We start from the raw sequence: 18,071 nt of genomic DNA, 5'->3' as shown, positions 1-18,071 counted from the left end.
TTCTTAATTTGCAAATATAATATAAAGTTATTTATCTAACGATTCATATTCCGAATTATTACTTTTAAATTCCTTTACTATCGTTTTGATTTTAGCAACTGCTTCAAATTTTGTATCTGTCTCCAAACTAGCTAACATATCCATAACCAAACCATTAATATCCTCAAAACTCATCACAGGATCTTTTGATATTAATATTTTTTCATGATTAGTGGGAAGTGTTTTTGCATCATCACTCAAAAGCTCTTCATACAATTTTTCTCCAGGGCGCAGACCAGTGAAAATAATTTTGATATCAGTCTCTGGTTCAAAACCTGAAAGTTTAATCATTCTATTAGCCAAATCTAAGATCTTAACTGGTTGCCCCATATCAAACACATAGATTTCGCCCCCATTCCCCATAATACCAGCATGCAAAACCAATTCGCAAGCTTCAGGAATAGTCATAAAATAACGTACAATATCAGGATGGGTGATGGTAATTGGTCCGCCTTTCTCGATTTGTTTTCTAAAATGTGGGATAACTGATCCATTAGACCCAAGAACATTCCCAAACCTTGTTGTGATAAACTTCGTCTTATTCTCTGGTAGATTTTGTAAAGATTGTACAAATAATTCTGCCACACGTTTGGTAGCCCCCATAACATTAGTTGGGTTAACGGCCTTGTCGGTAGAGACCATTACAAATCTGTTGACATTATATTGACTAGAAAGCGTAGCCAAATTTTTTGAACCTAAGACATTGACTCTTACTGCTTCTTGCGGATTACTCTCTACCAACGGTACATGCTTGTATGCTGCAGCATGATATACCATGGAGAAATTATATTTTTTAAATAAAGGTTCTATTCTTTGTTTATTCGAAATATCGGCCAGTACAAATACAAACTTAACATGCGGGAATTTTTCTCGCAACTGCAATTCGACTTCATACAATGGTGTTTCAGCTTGATCGACAACAACAACCAAAGAGGGAGAATATTTTGCAACTTGGTTAATAATCTCGGATCCAATAGATCCTGCGCCGCCCGTAATAAGAACCTCACGATTAAAGTGTCTTTTTTTAACCTCCTCGTTATCCAATCTAATAGGTTTTCTGTTGAGTAGATCCTCTATCTGTACAGTCTTAATAAAGTTAGCATTATCCGTACTACGTAATTTTTGTACAGATGGCGCTTTCAATATTCTTAGATCTTTCTCGAGAAGATAGCCTATCCACTCGTCCATAGCTTCTTTTTCAAAAGACTCCTTTACCATGATAACCCCTTCGATATCAAGATCCTCTTTCGTATTCTTAAGAAACCAATCCTTGCTTACAATTGTTTTTCCCAAAATTTTTGGAAGACCAATACCAACCGTGCTATCCTGTGTACTTATGAAACTCACAACATGATAAGGAAGCTTTGGATTATCAAGAATAGCTCTTGCAATAGCTATAGACTGTTCATCAGTACCCAGTACCATGATACGTTTTTTGAGATCACTCCTCGATATCTCTCTCGCAAAATGGAAAACTTCCTTCACGACAAGACGAAACATAAATAAAAACATTGCAGATATCAGAAAATACAATGCTATAAAAGAATTTAATAAAATCTTCTCTCCACGGAAAGTAATAAACGAAAGGTTTAATATAAATAAAACTGCTGCTGTACAAAGACATGACAACATTATTTTTAATAAATCTATAAAAGTAGAATGTCGGATAACGCCTGCGTAAGTTTTAAACAAATACATAAAGAGCACATTGATCCCCACAGTCATTACAGAAACTTGTGTATAATTGAAAACATCGTATGGACGCGACTTCATTTTCATTATCACAAAATAGGTTAGCAATAAAGAAACTATTAATATCGAAATATCAATAATAAAGACTACCCATCTGGGCAAATAGCGTATATCCGAAATATTAATAAGATTATCTCCTGTGTAGATACGCTTTCCTAAGCCTGTTCCTAACATAATTATTTAATTGCAAAATAAAATTAACTTTTCTTTTTTTTAACAGAATCCCTTTACATTAGCTCCTGTTTACACACCAAGTACATTTTGCAAAATAGCTTTTATACGATTTTTTTGCATCATAGTCATATTCGAACCCGAGGGTAAGCAAAGACCGTGCTCAAATAAATTTTCAGCAATACTTTTTCCATAAAATTTACAATTCTCAAAGATAGGTTGTAAATGCAGAGGTTTCCAAAGTGGCCGCGACTCAACACCTTCATTTAGCAATGCCAATCTAATGGTCTCTCTATTACAATTAGTTATCTTAGGATCAACCAATATAGCAGTTAACCAATAGTTTGAAAAATAATCTTCGTTAGGCTCTGTCAAAAGTGATACACCAGGTATATCCTTAAAAACCTCAACATAAAAATTATGATTCTCACGACGTTGCATAATGCGATCTTCAAGAACTTCCATCTGTCCACGACCAATACCAGCACTTACGTTACTTAATCGGTAATTATAACCCAATTGAGAATGTTGATAATGTGGCGCATCGTCTTTAGATTGTGTTGATAAAAATACAGCACGATCACGCTTTGCTTTATCTTTAACAATCAATGCACCGCCGCCCGATGTCGTTATTATTTTGTTACCATTAAAACTGACAATCGACAAATCTCCAAAAGTACCACACTTTCTTCCCTTATAACTACTGCCAAGCGCTTCGGCACTATCATCGATAAGCGGGATGTCGTACTTGCTAGCAATAGCTTGTATTTCGTTGACTTTATAGGGCATACCATAAAGACTTACAGCAATTATGGCTTTAGGTTTTTTCCCATGTTTTATTCGGTCTAAAATTGCTTCCTCTAGAGCGATCGGACAAATATTCCAAGTTTCTTCTTCGCTGTCAATAAATATGGGTTTCGCACCCAAATAGATTATTGGATTAGCGGACGCCACAAAGGTGAGACTTTGACACAATACCTCATCTCCCGCTTGGACGCCTAATAATATTAAAGCCAAGTGGAGCGCAGAAGTACCTGACGAGACCGCTGCAACATGCACACCCTCACCCAGAAAATCTTGTATATCTTCTTCGAAACCACAAATATTAGGACCTAAAGATGTAATCCAATTACCATCAAATGCTTGTTCAATATATTTTTTTTCTGAGCCGCCCATGTGGGGGGACGAAAGCCAAATCTTTTCTTCCATTTAGGACACAACAACATTAATTTTTACTTAATCTTCATTAAAACATTACGTTTCACTTAAAATAGATTGAATATTTTAATGGAAACAAATTTACACTATTACACGATAGTTTTCTAAAAATTTTTAATAATATTTTATAATATTTTAACGTAAGTATTAATAAATATTGTGTATTTTATAACAAATAGTTTATTCACAGTTATTAAAGGTGACAAAAGCCTACAAAAAACCAACATCACCAAGAGCCTATTGCTAGCCCTTTACAATAAAACCTCAACAAGCCCTAAAGCTAATCTATATAAAAGTAATGCTGAAAACAAAGCTATTATTGTCTTCCACTATAATTTCGTTTAGTCATTTTCTTACAGTAGAATTTTATATCATAAATAAAAAAATCCGAAACCTAGGTTTCGGATTTTATATAAACTATTAAGATTTTAGTTGTTGTTGTCGATAGCCATAATATGCAACGAGACCAATTCCTAATAACATAAGCCCTGGGATATAGTCATCGATAGGCGCATCTCCAGCATTACCTGGATTCTCACCATCATCTTCTCCATTTCCACCAGCATTAGCTGTAGCATCTGTATTAGGAGCTTGTTGTTCGACATTAGCTTTATTGAATCTATTATCTTGATCAGCATATTGTGCTGAACCTAGAAAACCAATGGTGATAAAACAAAATAGGATTAATCTATTCATTTTCTGAAAATTATTTCGGTGTAAAGATAAAAAATACATTTTAATTATCACACGTATTATTAATTTGCGCTAAAAATTTATTTTAGAACTTTCTTAACCTCAACATTTTGACCGCGACTAATCTTTAATAGATACGCCCCGTTAGATAAAGTCTCATGTGATAATTTTTGCTCTTTAGCAGCCTTATCATTGACTTGAATCAATCGACCATTCATATCATACAATTCAACTTTTGTAATAGCATCCGCTTTCGACAACACGACAAAAGCATCACTTGTTTTGTAAACAATAACAGCATCTTTGGACTGTGTATCTACAGTTCCTAAAACTGCGCCCGGTTTGTAGACAATCTCAAAACGCGTATCGTTACTGCTAGCGCTAGCATCAAAACTATAAGCCTCAGTCGTTAGGTCGATATATTTATTAAGCACTTTATCGTGTAGATAAATATTTTGTCCACCTTCGAAGACGCCATCTTTCTTAATAACTTTTATCTTATGTGTACCAGCTTTGTAATATTTAGCACCAAGCTTAACAGCATCTGTATCTGCAAAACCTCCTTTTCTACTTTGGATCGCTTGCTTGTATTGGTTATCACTTAACGAGTAGAATAGATCGCTATTGTTAGCATCCAAAATCGAAGTATCATAGATATCATTATTGTTTGTCGCCAAATCGTTATATGCGATTGCAATGGTGTTAACAATAGCACCCGGTGTTTCTAAAGCTAACCAAAAACGATCTTTATTGCTACTATTTTTATAATACGGTGTATTTGCATGTGCAGAAGCTAAACGTTGACCGTTGTTAAACTTAAGCACCTTGTCACCGCTTGTGTTGGCTCTCACCATAAAACCTTGTCCTGGCTTAACAATACCATCCGGAATTTTTGTAGGATCACCACCACTAGCAGCCCCTGTTGCTGGCACCCCCAATTCGGCATCTAGATTATAGATTGCATAATTGTTACCACTATAACTGCTACCTTGCTGCCATGTTATATTATTGTTAGTATTATCCCAAAATCTTACAAGATTCGTAATATTCTTGATACCTGAAACATTAGATGATGTATTGTCAGCATATAAAATGTTAAGATCCAAGTTAGACGGATAAGGATTACCAACCGCGTTAAAACGATTGCCTTCTACACTTAAAACTAACGGAACACTCGGCTCACCATTATTAGGCACACCTTTAAAGACTGCAGTAACAGCACCACTCGCATTATCCGCTAAACCTTTTGCAGAATAGCCTTTAGCAAAGTCCGAAGTTACGTTAGGGTTTACAATTGGCTTAAAGATATCACTCTTGGTGATATACTCCATCACCGTACCAGCTGGCACAGAACCAGCCGTACCGTATAGCTCATATAATTTTTGAGCTTTAACTGGCGAAGACCAAATATTGTATTGAGTAGATGGGACAGTTGCTTCACGATTTACAATTACATTACCGTTATTAACAGCATCCGTATCTTGCATTAATGTCGAATTATTTTCTAAGGTTAACAAAGCACCTGCAGCTACATTAACACCTTTTTTAGCAACCAAGACATTATTAGCTGCCACATTATTATTTGTTCTTGGAAGTTTTAACTCACCTGCTACAACATTAACGATATTATTAACCGTTGTTGTACCTGTTGCAGTTTTAACACCAGAACCTGAGATTGTTAGGTTATAATATGTTGAAACTGGAACCGCTCCAGTTCCATCTACTGCTATAAAGTTTTGATCCCCTAAATTTGCATATTCAACTACACCATTAAATGTTATTGACTTCATCGATATAAAAGGATTAGCGCCCTTCAACACCAAATGTCCATTTAGCGTAAGATCTCCACCAGCTTTCGTACCTGTTGCCTGAAACACCTTATTATTAGTACTAGTAGCTGAACTAATAACTGTAGCCCCAGATTCAATAGAAATATTTGGACTAATTGATGTACTTGTTCCCTGGTCTACAGATATAGTATTTGTCTTAGCATCAACATTACCTGATACAACTTTAAGGTCAGAAAACTTAACACTTGTATTAAGAAATAAGGTTTCGCCGTTATTCATGTTAATTTCAACGGGCATAAATCCAGAGGCTGGAGCGGGGGTTGTTATCATTGCACCCCACTCACCAGATACAGTTAAATTCCTTGAAGTGCCAACAACATTTAACCTACCACCAGTATTCGCCGTAAAAGGATACACACTATATCCATTAGTAGATGAAGTCCCAGGAATACCTCCAATACTAGCATAATAAGTACGAAGTTTACCATAAAGATCTAAGCTGTATACATCTAAGATAACTTTACCTAAAGTTGGGTTACTTGAGCTTGTTCCTTTAGAAATATGCAAATCTTTACAAGATTCATTTTGGGTCAATGTAACATTATGACTAGACTGTATGTAAACAACGTTATTCGCCGCTGGTGCACTAGTAGCCTGTGTCCATCCAGTTAATCCATCAGATGAAGCAAACCATGTTGTAGGATCATTCCAATTACCAGATTTATTTGAACGATAAACATCTTTATTAACCTCTACTGTAAGGTTCATTTCCTTATCCGTTGCTGCATTATAATTATCACTTCCAGCTTGTGATGCCTTAATTACAGTACTACCAATTGCCACCAAATGAATTTGATTATTAACCACAGTTGCAACAGCAGAGTTAGAACTCGTATATGTAATTGGATTTGCAGACGAAGTTGAAGTCGCTGGAGAAAAGTCTGGATTCCCTAAATATTTTGTCAATGTACCTAGCATCGTTATAACCTGTTCTGCTTTAGTAATATCTCCTAAAGCAGTAGCATCACTCAAAGTGCTATAGTTGTTTTTAAGACCACCATTGTTACCATCTGCAGTTGTATAAACTATATTTGCTGTTTTATCGACACCTACATTAGCATCAGTGTAATTACCTACTGCTGTTACACCTAACGTTTCTGAACCTACCAAACCTGTTATAGTTCCTAATGTAATTGTCCCCGTAGTTGTTGTACCATCATATGTTTTTGGAGCAATTATTGGTGTTGATATTGTAATGTTTTTAACAATAATATTGGCTGTTTTTGTTGGTTGGGTTAAGGTATAGTTAGAAGCTTTTGTACCTACCAGTGAAAATCCATTAATAGTAACTATCTTATCATTTCCTACATTTTTAGTATCAAAGGTTCCTGTAGCAGTACCAACCAATGAGACATCATCACTATCAACAACGCCTCCCAAAGTAGCAGTGCCTCCTATTGTAGCATCATTGTTTCCATCATAAGTTTTATTTTCTACTGTAAGATTTTCTACTGTGAGAGCTTTTTTAACAACATTACCAGATAAGCTAACATCATTACTTGTAACACCACTACCACTGTATGTAATTGCAACAATATCATTACTGCCATTATCATATGTACCAAAATCAAGACCTTTCTTTAATCTAACTTGAATAGTTTGACTTGTACCTGCATAGTTATTAAGTGTTATACCATTATCTGCATATGAATGCCATGACACACCATTGTCAGAAGAAATCTCCCAATGATTCCCAGGCAATAAAGAAGCACTACCCGTTCCACTTAAGCCAGCCCCTGTCAAAGTAAAGCTTTGTACTAGGGATGGTCCACTACCATATATATATGTAAAGCCTGATAAAGTTGCAGGTGTCGCAGTAAGCTTTGCACCAGTAACACTCGCATTTAAAACCAATTCTTTGATAATTGTAAACGGAGCCGTTGTACCAGTATATGTAAAAACAATTTTATCGGTGTATGTACCAATACTTTGATTAGCCTTTAATCGAACTTTTAAAGTTTTATTAATTGTCCCAGAAACAATTGGTAATTCTTCCCAATTGGTATAAGTAGTTCCTCCGTCAATAGAAAACTCAAAATGCTCAGTAGCTGAATTTGAATATGATTCTAAAATTGCATCAACATATTGCTGTGCAGAAATTGGCGTTAAATTACTGCCATTTATCACAACATCTTGACTAGTTGATGCTGGAGAATTATTAATCGCGACAAAACTCAAAGGGCCTGCAGGCGTAACATCAAGAATTGAAGTAGTTGCAGAACTCCAAGACAAGCTGACATCATCTATCGCACTTGTAGGCCTTCCTCCTGTACCAGTTGAAGCAGACAGTGCTACAATACGAATCCAAACATTTTGAGTTACATTGCTAACAGCAGCAGGTAAAGCTACAGAAACATTTGTACTTCCCCATGTAGAAGATGTTGCAAATGTAGTAGGCACTGTAGTCAAATCTACAAAAGATGTAGGGTTATTTCCTAGCCCATATTGCACTTTCCAAGTTACTGTACGTCCCGTTGCAGCATCCAAAGATTGCATTTTAAAACTAAGATTAAAATTACTCTTCCCTGTTGTATTCGCTATACGCAACATAAACGAAGCCCCAGGATCTCCAAAAGACCCAGATTGACGAACGCCTAATGCTCTATTTGTACTATTCTCTTGTTGAATCTCTGTAGATGTAGAAACAAGACTAGTTGCAGAAGCAAAGTTTGCAAATTGCGAAGCGGTTGAAGACCATTTTGTTTTAGTCGTAGTTAAAGTAGCAGACGTACCTAATGTTGTATTTGTAGCTCCGTTACTGATAGTCCAACCAGTAGGCAACCCACTTTCTATACCATCAAAATTTTGTTGATAAGGTGATGTTCCCAATGTTAATTGCCCCCAACCTTTTACTGAAAAGGACGCCAATAGAACAAAAAGAAATAGTTTTAAAGAATATAAATGTGTTTTCATATATCGTTGTTTATAACGGGCGATAAAGATATAGCTTTTATGCAATAAAAAGTATCTATAATTATAAATTTAACAATATATTGATGCAATAGCGATAAATAGGACTTTTATTTAATATTATTTATGGATTAATCTTTAAGTCCTCATACTTTGCACACTAACTTCCTCCCCAAAAACCTTAGCTAGCAAAGCTTTTCTTCTCCAATAGGTCAATAGTTAATTGCGATATTAGCAAGAATACGCGTACTGACAAAACATCAAACAAAAGAAAGTGCTTCTTTTAGTAACGCAGGATTCTGCAAAGTAAGGCAAGAAGTCAACAAGCCTTTCAGGGTTTTGAAGCCTGAAAGGCTTATTAACCATCATCGCTAGAATCTACTTTTCAAATTGTAGATTACCAAACTGTAAAGGAAGATTAAACTATTTTTGATGCAATTTCCACAAAATAAAATGAGTGTTAGTTTTCTTATCCCAACTTCAGACTAAATAATTATCCCGAAACTGCGGCCGGGATGGAACGGCCTGTTGGAGCTCGCGCCGCAGGCGCGGGCCATTGCGTTGGCGTGGCGCAGCGACTAGTGACAGCCCGAAATGCCGCCCAAATAAAAATGTTAAGACACCAAAAGACTGCAGCCGCGAATGTCGGAATGGTCGATTCTGCCCAAAACTTGGAAGCTTTTGCTAAGCGTTTTTGAATTTGGATTTTCAATGATTTTTCCTAAATCTTGCGTCGCAATAAAGCTGCAAGAATGGCGGTTGGCAAGGTCGATAATGTTGATCGCACCCATCCTACCCGACTCCATATACGACAACGGATCTTCGGTATTTCTCACCAAAATGCGCATCCATTTGGGACAATCGTAGATATTTTCGCCCATCGAATAAGCTTGAGATAGCAATTCGGTCATCGAATATTCGGAGTAGATTTTGTCGGTTTTAAATGCTTTTTGGAAAATCGACAACAACTCGTCTTTTGTCATTTCTTCTTTACGACCTTTCATACCGCCGGTTTCGATAACGATAAGATTTTCGGTAGAATTAAGTTGCAATTTCTTAGATTCCAATGTGTCCAAAAAGTCCAACAAGGCAAACGAAACGCCGAAAAGAATAACTTTTTTATCGGAGGTTTTATTTAGAATTTCGAATAAATCTTCGTGATTATAAAGAAAATAACCGTTCTCTGGTTTGCCCGATTTTTCGATAAGATAGTTGACCATATAGATCAACGACGAATTGTCGCGCTCCAAATAACTCGGCAACAAACCTAAAAAAATGAAATCTTCGGGCTTTCCTATAAACTGATCAAAGCTTTTGTAAATGCTTTCTTCGTACAAGCCAAAATCCGCAATCCAATGTTTGGAGAGATTCATCTGCGTCGTCCCCGAACTTTGAAAATACTTTTCAGCATGTTTTTCGATATCGAGAACTTGATGATTTTTGAACATTTCGATGGGCAGAAAAGGAATCGCTTCCAAAGTTGTCACCGTTTCGGGGTTGATGTTGAGATAATCTACAAACTTTTTGTAAACCTCAACATGCCAATATTGAAATCGAAAAGTCTCCAAAGCTGCTTCTAGAAAATCAGTTTCGGATTGTATATTGAAAATGTCAGTCTTCATAATAAAATCAATGCGATACAAATTTATGAAGATTAAATGGTTTTAAATTTTAGAAGCAGAACTTTTTACAATTTCTCTGATGCCTTCGTGATAATTAGTTGGCGAAAAGTTAAAGGCTTTATTAAATTTTGAACTGTCAAACACATAATTTTGATTATTTTGATACTGCATTTCTTTCAATTCTTCAATGTCTTTAGAGAACCAACCGATTATTGTTAACAACAATGGTGAAAGACGCATATACTTTGGTTTCACATTCATTTCTTCTGCAAAAATATTTACGAAATCTTTCCCCGTTAAGGCTTCGTTAGAAGTCGGAAGATGCCAAACCTGACCGTAAGCATCGTCTGTATTACCTAATATCGCCAAAGCTTTTGCGGCATCCAAAGTATATGTAAAGTTGTGAATTTTGTTAGCGTCTGACTGCCAAAAAGCACTTTTAGATTTTTTAAAATTATCATGAATCAAAATATTTAAAAAGCCATTTTTTGCATTCGGTCCATAAAAATCAGCACTTCTCCCAACAAGGATTTTCAAAGATTTTTCTCGTTGAGCTTTGTTAAGCATTTCCAAAAGTTGTGCGCGCACTTTTCCTTTTCTTGTTGTTGGAGCGATTTGACTGTGTTCGGTCATATTTGGAATTTCGGTTTTAGCATAAGCATATACATTATCCAAAAACACCAATCGCGACTGACTTGCAACACAAGCTTCGATTACATTCTTCATAATGATCGGCCATTGCTTTTCCCAAACGGCAATATCATAAGGAAGCCCCACCGCGAGGTAAACAATTTCAGAATCTTTTGTAGCTAATTTAACTTGTTCCGAATTGAGAAGATTACAAACGAATAATTCATCATTGTCGTTAACCTTCTGGGGATTTCTACTAACTAATCTAATTTTTTCTGTGTAATTTTTCAGTTCTTTTGCTAAAGAAGTTCCGATGTCTCCTCCTGCACCTAATATTGTTTGCATATCTTAATTTTTTGTAAAATTAGGAGGCGATTGGTGCTCAAAAAGATGACTTCGGTTAAGATTTTAGGATTTTGCCAAACGCTTTCTGATTCGGCTAAGACTCTCGGGTGCGATGCCCAAATACTGCGCGATATAGCGCTGCGGAATGCGTTGTAAGATTTGCGGTTTATCTTGAATAAGTTCTAAAAATTGCTTTTCCGGAGAAAATGATAGGAGTGATTTTGTTCTTCTAATGCTATCTGCTGCAACATTTTCCACCACCACAGAAAAGAATTTCGCAATGTCGTCTGACTTTTTAATCGCTTCCACCAACTTAACACAATTGGTCACTAAACAAATGCAATCTTCTTGCGCAATAATTGTTGAATGAGAAGGTATTTGTCTTGAAAAACTTTCTAAATCGGTTAAAAATTCATTTTCAAAACTGAAATTACAAATCTTCTCATTTCCATTTTCATCGATGTAAAATTGTCGAAGAGCACCTTTTAAAATAAAGAAAACCTCATGTGATACCTTTCCAGATTCCAAAAGAATTGTATTTTTTTTGTATTCCTTTTCTTCAAAAATGCTTAAAAACAAGTCTGCTGCTTCTGGAGAAAATTCAGAAGTTTTTTGAATAGTTTCTATTAAAGGATGCATCATCATACCACAACTTTATTCTTCAAAAGTTTTCAAATGGAATTCGCCATCAAAAACACCATAAGTAAAATAAGAAATCCAGTCGCCCAAATTGACATATTTGGCACCTTTCGGCAAGTCCAAAACCATCGGCAAATGGCGATGTCCATAAATGAAATAATCGATATCTTCGGTCTCTAACTTCTTTTTAGAATAGACAATCAAAAACTCTTTGTCCTCGCCCAAAAACGCTTTATCTTCCTCACCAGAAATCATTTTATTCTTTTGCGACATATACAATGCAACACGCATAGCAATGTCTGGATGCAACCATTTGAAAGCCCATTGTGCGATAGGATTGGTAAACAATTTTTTCATCCTTTTGTAACCTTTGTCGCCAGGACCAAGTCCATCGCCGTGTGCTAACAAGAAACGTTTGCCAGCAGCCGAAAAATATTGTTTTGAAAAATAAACCGTACAACCGATTTCTTCTTCAAGATAGTTTTTCATCCACAAATCGTGGTTGCCGACAAAGAAATAAATATCAATTCCTGAATCTTTAAGCTCCGCCAACTTTCCTAAAACACGAACATAACCTTTCGGAATAACGTATTGCCACTCATGCCAAAAATCGAACAAATCGCCCATTAAAAATAAGACTTGAGCATCTTTCCTTATATCGTTAAGCCAACGAATAAAGCGCTCTTCCCGAATCTTACTAGATTTGGGATCTGGCGCACCAAAATGTTGATCCGATGCAAAATAGATTTTTTTGTCTGGTGAAAGATTAATTGGCGTCATTCAGGAATTCGAAATACGATTTTAAAACTAAAATTAATTTTCTTCAGCCAACCATTCTCCATAAGAATTTTCGGTCTCGTGGAGTTTTAGATAAGCTAATTCGATAGTGTTAGGAAGTTTATTTTTGATTTTTGCAGCGATGTCGTACAACATATTTTCGCAAGTCGGCTGGTAATCGCAAAAGATAACTTTGTGTCCTTCGTCTTCTAACTTTTGACCAAGGTTTTTGTGTGGTGAAGCGCCATTTACCAAAACAGCATGATCCCAAACATCAACCACTTCTTCTTTTACAATTTTTTTAATATCACCAAAATCGACCACCATTCCGTTTTTTACATTATCCAAATTATTGATAGGATTTCCTTTTACAGTAACGAAAAGTTTGTAAGAATGACCATGCATATTTTTGCATTTCCCATCATAATTATAAAGAACATGGGCGGTCTCGAAAGTGAAAATTTTTGTAATACGAATCATATTGCAAAGATAAGCATTTTTAGTTTCAAGAATATTGGAATTCTGTTGCATGAAGCATTCGAAATTTTATGAAAAATTGGGTTTTTCTAAAAGTTTAAAAATTTGTAATTTGGCGAATAATATTTAAAAGTAGAAAAGAGACATGTCAACATTAACTTTTGCAGAAAAAATTGCGCAAGCAGAAAATTTCCTTCCTATTAACGGAACGGATTATATCGAATTTTATGTAGGAAATGCTAAACAAGCAGCCCATTTTTACAAAACAGCTTTTGGGTTTCAATCTGTTGCTTATGCAGGTCCAGAAACAGGTGTTAGAGATCGCGCTTCTTATGTTTTGCAACAAGGAAAAATCAGATTGGTTTTAACAACTGGTCTTAAATCGGATTCTCCAATTAACGAGCATGTTAAAAAACATGGCGACGGTGTTAAAATCTTGGCTTTATGGGTTGATGACGCTTACAAAGCTTTCGAAGAAACTACAAAAAGAGGTGGAAAACCTTACTTAGAGCCAACAACCATTACAGATGAGTTTGGTGAAGTTAGAATGTCTGGAATTTATACTTACGGTGAAACTGTTCACATGTTTGTAGAAAGAAAAAATTACTCTGGACCATTCATGCCTGGTTATGAAAAATGGGAGAGTGATTACAATCCTGAAGATGTTGGTTTACTTTATGTTGACCACTGCGTTGGAAATGTAGATTGGGACAGAATGCTTCCTGTAGTGAAGTGGTATGAAGATGTGATGGGATTTGTAAACATTCTATCTTTCGATGATAAGCAAATTAATACAGAATATTCTGCATTAATGTCAAAAGTAATGTCTAACGGAAACGGTTTCGCAAAATTCCCAATTAACGAGCCTGCGGAAGGAAAGAAAAAATCTCAAGTCGAAGAATACTTAGATTTCTATGAAGGAGAAGGAGTTCAGCATATCGCTGTTGCTACAAAAGATATCGTTCATACCGTAACTGAACTTAAAAAGAGAGGTGTTGAGTTCCTTTCTGCGCCGCCAGAAGCTTATTACGACATGATTCCTGAAAGAGTAGGAAGTATTGATGAAGACATCAAAAAACTTCAATCTTTAGGTATTTTGGTGGATTGCGATGAAGAAGGCTATTTACTTCAAATTTTCACAAAACCTGTAGAAGATCGCCCTACTCTTTTCTTCGAAATTATCGAAAGACACGGCGCTCAAAGTTTTGGAGCTGGAAACTTTAAAGCCCTTTTCGAAGCTTTAGAAAGAGAGCAAGAGAAAAGAGGAAATCTTTAAAAATAAATAAAAAGCTTTGTCTTATCTATAAAATATGACAAAGCTTTTTTACAAAAAAAACACTTTAATGAAAAAACTTCTTTTATTATGTTCATTAATATTTGCTACGGCTTACGTTAATGCACAGAATTACAGCATGCTAAATGACATTATCGAGAAAATCGAGAAACGAACAAAGCAGCAACAGAATGCGGTGGACTATGACATCCATAATAAAAAATTTGTTCTAGTCAAGAGCTTTGAGGATCACGATGAGCGTCACATTGTTGAATTTAATAATGATAATTCGGTGACATTAATAGAACTGTTTGATGATAAAGAAACAGGTCAGACTGCATCCAACATCTTTACTGGAGATTTTGTCAGAAAAAATAATGTCGTATCTATAAGAGCGGACAAATTAGAAGGAAAAAAAATTGGTCTCCCACTAACGTATACTTTGTATTTGATGAATGCAAAAAAAGTATGGTACCTTAAAGATTTAACTAACGAAAGCCGCTGGATTGAAAACTCCAAGCTTGGCAAGAAAAAATAAAAATTAACGATTATGAAATCATTTGTAGATTACAGTCATGACAGTGACTTTTCTATCCATAATATTCCGTTCGGTGTAGCGGTTTTTAATAAAGAATATATCGCTTGTGCGACAAGAATCGGTGACATCGTTATCGATTTAGCAAGTCTCCATGATTTTGGCTATTTCGAAAACATCAAAGGTCTAGACGAAAATGTTTTTGAAGCATATACCTTAAATGAATTTATCGAATTAGGTAAACCAATTACCAACGATGTTCGTTTAAAAATTCAAGAATTATTATTAGAAGGTTCGGCTTTAGCAAACGATGAAAAAACGAAAGAGGTTTGTTTCTTTGATTTGGACAAAGTACAAATGATGATGCCTGTACATGTTCCGAATTACACGGATTTCTACAGCAGCATTCAACATGCAACCAATGTTGGGATGCTTTTCCGCGATCCAGCCAATGCTTTATTACCAAACTGGAAACATCTTCCTGTAGGTTATCATGGTCGCGCTTCTTCGATCGTTGTTTCTGGTGTTGACATCCAACGTCCAGTTGGTCAAATAAAACCACCAACTGCTGAAAAGCCTTTCTTTAGTCCAAGTTTACAATTAGATTTCGAATTAGAAATGGGGTTTGTTGTGAACAAGAATACTGAACTTGGTGAGCACATCCCAATGGAAGAAACAGAAGATGCTATCTTTGGAATGATGATTTTCAACGATTGGTCGGCTAGAGATATTCAATCTTGGGAATATGTTCCGTTAGGTCCATTTTTAGGAAAGAATTTCGGGTCAAACATTTCACCTTGGATTGTTACTATGGAAGCATTAAATCCTTTCAGAACTGAATCTCCAAAGCAAGATCCAGAAGTTTTAGATTATCTAAAATTCGAAGGTGACAAAAACTACGATATTAATCTTGAAGTTTATCTAAAGCCAGAAAATGGCAAGGATAACCTGATTAGTGCTAGCAACTACAAATTCATGTATTGGAATATGTGCCAACAATTAGCGCATCACACCGTTAATGGTTGTAATGTTGAAGTTGGCGATATCTACGCAAGTGGAACGATTTCTGGTGAAGATCCAAAATCTTATGGATCTATGTTAGAATTAACTTGGAGAGGTCAAAATCCTATCAAATTATCAAACGGCGAGGAGAGAAAATTCGTTGAAGATAACGATACGATTACGATGAAAGCTTGGTCTGAAAAAGATGGCATTCGTGTAGGATTTGGAGAAGTAACTTCTAAAATTTTACCAGCTAGAAAGATTTAAGTTTTTTATCAATACGTTAACCACAAAAGCACTTTACATCTTAATCTTATTTTGTGGTTTAAAATATTTCAAAAACAATGTTTTAAAACCTTTTGTGGTTCAAAAAATATGAAAACATTAACACCATCGGACCTTACAAGTCCACAACTGCAATTGGTGATGCAGTCGGCAATTGCGCCACGACCAATTGCTCTGGCCAGTACAATTAACGCAAAAGGAGAAATCAATCTTTCTCCTTTTAGCTTTTTTAATATGTTTAGTACCAAGCCGCCGATTCTCATTTTTTCGCCGAGTCGTCGCGTTCGTGACAATACGACCAAACATACGCTTCATAACTTGTTAGAAGTTCCTGAAGTCGTTATTGGTAATGTTAATTACGATATGGTGCAACAAGTTTCTTTGGCGAGTACAGAATATGAGGACGGCGTTAACGAATTCGTGAAATCTGGTCTGACGATGAAGCCTGCCGAATTGGTAAAACCACCGTTAATTGCAGAATCACCTGTTAATTTCGAATGTAAAGTTTTAGAAATTAAATCTTTGGGCGAAGTTGGCGGTTCAGGAAATTTGATTATTTGTGAAATTGTAAAAATTCATATTCAGGAACAATTTTTTGGAGATGATGGCAATTTAGATCAAAACAAACTCGATTTAGTGGCGAGACTTGGCGCTAATTATTATTCGAGAAGTAATGCCGATAGTCTTTTTGAAGTTCCAAAACCTTTAGTAACAAAAGGTATTGGATATGATCAATTGCCAGAAGTTATTAAATCTAGTACTATTTTCACAGGAAATAATCTTGGGATGTTAGCCAATGTTGAAGAACTTTCTGGAACTAATTTTTCTGGTGAAGAAGCTGTACACATCCTTGCACAAGAGCAATTGCATCAAAATAAAATTGCAGAAGCTTGGGAAATTTTAAAACTTGATTAAATGAAAAAAATATCGACTTTAATTTTAGCTTGTTCTACAAGTTTAATATTCGCGCAAACGATTTCTGAAAGCAGAATCAAAGACATTGTAACAACGCTTGCTGCCGACAACATGAAAGGCAGAAAAGTAGGAACACCCGAAAATGAAAAAGCGGCGGAATATATTGCGGAACAATTCAAAAAAAACAAATTAGATTATTGCTATGGCAAATCTTATTTGGTTCCGTTTCATTATAATGACGAGATGTACTTCAATGTTTGTGCGATTAAAAAAGGAAAAACGGATAAAATAATAGCATTCGGAGCACATTTTGATCACATTGGCGAACGTACAACTGGCGAGGACAAAATCTATAATGGTGCTGATGACAACGCCAGCGGAACCTCTGCCGTTATTGCACTTTCCGACTACTACAAAGATCGAAAAGACGATTACAGTTATATGTTTTTAGGTTTTAATGCTGAAGAAATAGGATTGGTCGGTTCTGACAATTTATCGAATAATGCAGAATTCAAAAAGTATCTTCCAAATATCAAAGCGCTTTTCAACTTCGAAATGATTGGTACAACGTCAGAATTTGGAGCTAACAAAATGTTCATGACTGGTGATAATGTTTCGGATTTAAAAGATATTCTGAATCAAAATGCAGTTGGCGATTTCAAAATTGCTGGTGATCCTTATCTCGATCAAGGTCTATTCTATCGTTCTGACAATGTTGGTTTTGTTAAAAAAGACGTTGTTGCGCATTCTTTCTCAACGGTGGATATGAACCATCAAAATCATTATCATAAAGTAAATGATGATATTTCTGTTATCGATTTTAAAAACTTAACAGACTTGGTTAACAGCTTTGCAAAAACTTTAGATAAAACTTTACAAAAAGATTTTAATCCAAAGTATAACGATAAGCTTGAAAAATAAAAAAATGTCACTCAAAT

14 protein-coding genes are annotated in these 18,071 nt (G+C 35.6%); 5 read left to right on the top strand and 9 right to left on the bottom strand.

Annotated features, from left to right (window positions below; translation table 11 throughout):
- Positions 1–27 precede the first annotated feature (27 nt).
- The 9 genes from B5X62_RS07560 to B5X62_RS07520 form a co-directional block, all read right to left on the bottom strand.
- Positions 28–1,965: a nucleoside-diphosphate sugar epimerase/dehydratase gene (locus B5X62_RS07560; RefSeq protein WP_079666813.1), complete on the bottom strand. Its 1,938-nt coding sequence runs from the start codon at positions 1,963–1,965 to the stop codon at positions 28–30.
- A 69-nt stretch (positions 1,966–2,034) separates the two neighbouring features.
- Complete coding sequence (locus B5X62_RS07555) at positions 2,035–3,171, bottom strand: aminotransferase class I/II-fold pyridoxal phosphate-dependent enzyme (RefSeq protein WP_079666812.1); 1,137 nt, start codon at positions 3,169–3,171, stop codon at positions 2,035–2,037.
- A 429-nt stretch (positions 3,172–3,600) separates the two neighbouring features.
- Entirely contained in the window at positions 3,601–3,876 is a 276-nt protein-coding gene (locus tag B5X62_RS07550; RefSeq protein ID WP_144038331.1) for a hypothetical protein, read from the bottom strand.
- A 77-nt stretch (positions 3,877–3,953) separates the two neighbouring features.
- Entirely contained in the window at positions 3,954–8,636 is a 4,683-nt protein-coding gene (locus B5X62_RS07545) for a YDG domain-containing protein (protein WP_079666810.1), read from the bottom strand.
- A gap of 611 nt (positions 8,637–9,247) precedes the next feature.
- Positions 9,248–10,255 carry a LuxE/PaaK family acyltransferase gene (locus tag B5X62_RS07540; RefSeq protein WP_079666809.1) on the bottom strand — a complete coding sequence of 336 codons (1,008 nt, stop codon included), beginning with the start codon at positions 10,253–10,255 and terminating at the stop codon, positions 9,248–9,250.
- Positions 10,256–10,297: 42 nt separating this feature from the next.
- Positions 10,298–11,230: an NAD-dependent epimerase/dehydratase family protein gene (locus tag B5X62_RS07535; RefSeq protein ID WP_079666808.1), complete on the bottom strand. Its 933-nt coding sequence runs from the start codon at positions 11,228–11,230 to the stop codon at positions 10,298–10,300.
- Between the two features lie 63 nt (positions 11,231–11,293).
- Positions 11,294–11,872, bottom strand: coding sequence for a Crp/Fnr family transcriptional regulator (locus B5X62_RS07530; protein ID WP_159447637.1), 579 nt, complete (start codon positions 11,870–11,872; stop codon positions 11,294–11,296).
- Between the two features lie 12 nt (positions 11,873–11,884).
- Positions 11,885–12,649 carry a UDP-2,3-diacylglucosamine diphosphatase gene (locus B5X62_RS07525; RefSeq protein ID WP_079666807.1) on the bottom strand — a complete coding sequence of 255 codons (765 nt, stop codon included), beginning with the start codon at positions 12,647–12,649 and terminating at the stop codon, positions 11,885–11,887.
- A gap of 33 nt (positions 12,650–12,682) precedes the next feature.
- Positions 12,683–13,126 (bottom strand): 6-pyruvoyl trahydropterin synthase family protein, encoded by a 444-nt coding sequence (locus B5X62_RS07520; protein WP_079666929.1) that lies wholly within the window; start codon positions 13,124–13,126, stop codon positions 12,683–12,685.
- Positions 13,127–13,268: 142 nt separating this feature from the next.
- Between B5X62_RS07520 and hppD the strand changes: the two genes are divergently transcribed.
- From hppD to B5X62_RS07495, 5 genes are all read left to right on the top strand, one after another.
- Positions 13,269–14,399 carry a 4-hydroxyphenylpyruvate dioxygenase gene (gene hppD / locus B5X62_RS07515; RefSeq protein WP_079666806.1) on the top strand — a complete coding sequence of 377 codons (1,131 nt, stop codon included), beginning with the start codon at positions 13,269–13,271 and terminating at the stop codon, positions 14,397–14,399.
- 34 nt (positions 14,400–14,433) lie between these two features.
- Positions 14,434–14,934, top strand: coding sequence for a hypothetical protein (locus tag B5X62_RS07510; RefSeq protein WP_079666805.1), 501 nt, complete (start codon positions 14,434–14,436; stop codon positions 14,932–14,934).
- Positions 14,935–14,946: 12 nt separating this feature from the next.
- Positions 14,947–16,200 (top strand): fumarylacetoacetase, encoded by a 1,254-nt coding sequence (gene fahA / locus B5X62_RS07505; RefSeq protein ID WP_079666804.1) that lies wholly within the window; start codon positions 14,947–14,949, stop codon positions 16,198–16,200.
- A gap of 108 nt (positions 16,201–16,308) precedes the next feature.
- The gene (locus tag B5X62_RS07500; RefSeq protein WP_079666803.1) at positions 16,309–17,133 is read left to right on the top strand and encodes a flavin reductase family protein; all 825 of its coding nucleotides are present in this window, start codon (positions 16,309–16,311) and stop codon (positions 17,131–17,133) included.
- The gene (locus tag B5X62_RS07495) at positions 17,134–18,054 is read left to right on the top strand and encodes a M28 family peptidase (RefSeq protein ID WP_079666802.1); all 921 of its coding nucleotides are present in this window, start codon (positions 17,134–17,136) and stop codon (positions 18,052–18,054) included. It begins immediately after the preceding gene.
- The last annotated feature ends 17 nt before the right edge of the window (positions 18,055–18,071 follow it).

Origin of the sequence: Soonwooa buanensis (assembly GCF_900167905.1) — a bacterium.
Classification (GTDB): Bacteria; Bacteroidota; Bacteroidia; order Flavobacteriales; family Weeksellaceae; genus Soonwooa; species Soonwooa buanensis.
The sequence above is the reverse complement of the archived record's forward strand: the minus strand, read 5'-3'. Positions and strand labels throughout refer to the sequence as shown.

Excerpts from the sequence above, each read along its gene's own strand:
- B5X62_RS07560 (WP_079666813.1), bottom strand. The coding sequence starts at position 1,965 with ATGTTAGGAACAGGCTTAGGAAAGCGTATCTACACAGGAGATAATCTT.
- fahA (WP_079666804.1), top strand. The coding sequence starts at position 14,947 with ATGAAATCATTTGTAGATTACAGTCATGACAGTGACTTTTCTATCCAT.
- hppD (WP_079666806.1), top strand. The coding sequence starts at position 13,269 with ATGTCAACATTAACTTTTGCAGAAAAAATTGCGCAAGCAGAAAATTTC.
- B5X62_RS07550 (WP_144038331.1), bottom strand. The coding sequence starts at position 3,876 with ATGAATAGATTAATCCTATTTTGTTTTATCACCATTGGTTTTCTAGGT.
- B5X62_RS07535 (WP_079666808.1), bottom strand. The coding sequence starts at position 11,230 with ATGCAAACAATATTAGGTGCAGGAGGAGACATCGGAACTTCTTTAGCA.
- B5X62_RS07545 (WP_079666810.1), bottom strand. The coding sequence starts at position 8,636 with ATGAAAACACATTTATATTCTTTAAAACTATTTCTTTTTGTTCTATTG.
- B5X62_RS07520 (WP_079666929.1), bottom strand. The coding sequence starts at position 13,126 with ATGATTCGTATTACAAAAATTTTCACTTTCGAGACCGCCCATGTTCTT.
- B5X62_RS07555 (WP_079666812.1), bottom strand. The coding sequence starts at position 3,171 with ATGGAAGAAAAGATTTGGCTTTCGTCCCCCCACATGGGCGGCTCAGAA.
- B5X62_RS07495 (WP_079666802.1), top strand. The coding sequence starts at position 17,134 with ATGAAAAAAATATCGACTTTAATTTTAGCTTGTTCTACAAGTTTAATA.
- B5X62_RS07540 (WP_079666809.1), bottom strand. The coding sequence starts at position 10,255 with ATGAAGACTGACATTTTCAATATACAATCCGAAACTGATTTTCTAGAA.
- B5X62_RS07500 (WP_079666803.1), top strand. The coding sequence starts at position 16,309 with ATGAAAACATTAACACCATCGGACCTTACAAGTCCACAACTGCAATTG.
- B5X62_RS07530 (WP_159447637.1), bottom strand. The coding sequence starts at position 11,872 with ATGATGCATCCTTTAATAGAAACTATTCAAAAAACTTCTGAATTTTCT.
- B5X62_RS07525 (WP_079666807.1), bottom strand. The coding sequence starts at position 12,649 with ATGACGCCAATTAATCTTTCACCAGACAAAAAAATCTATTTTGCATCG.
- B5X62_RS07510 (WP_079666805.1), top strand. The coding sequence starts at position 14,434 with ATGACAAAGCTTTTTTACAAAAAAAACACTTTAATGAAAAAACTTCTT.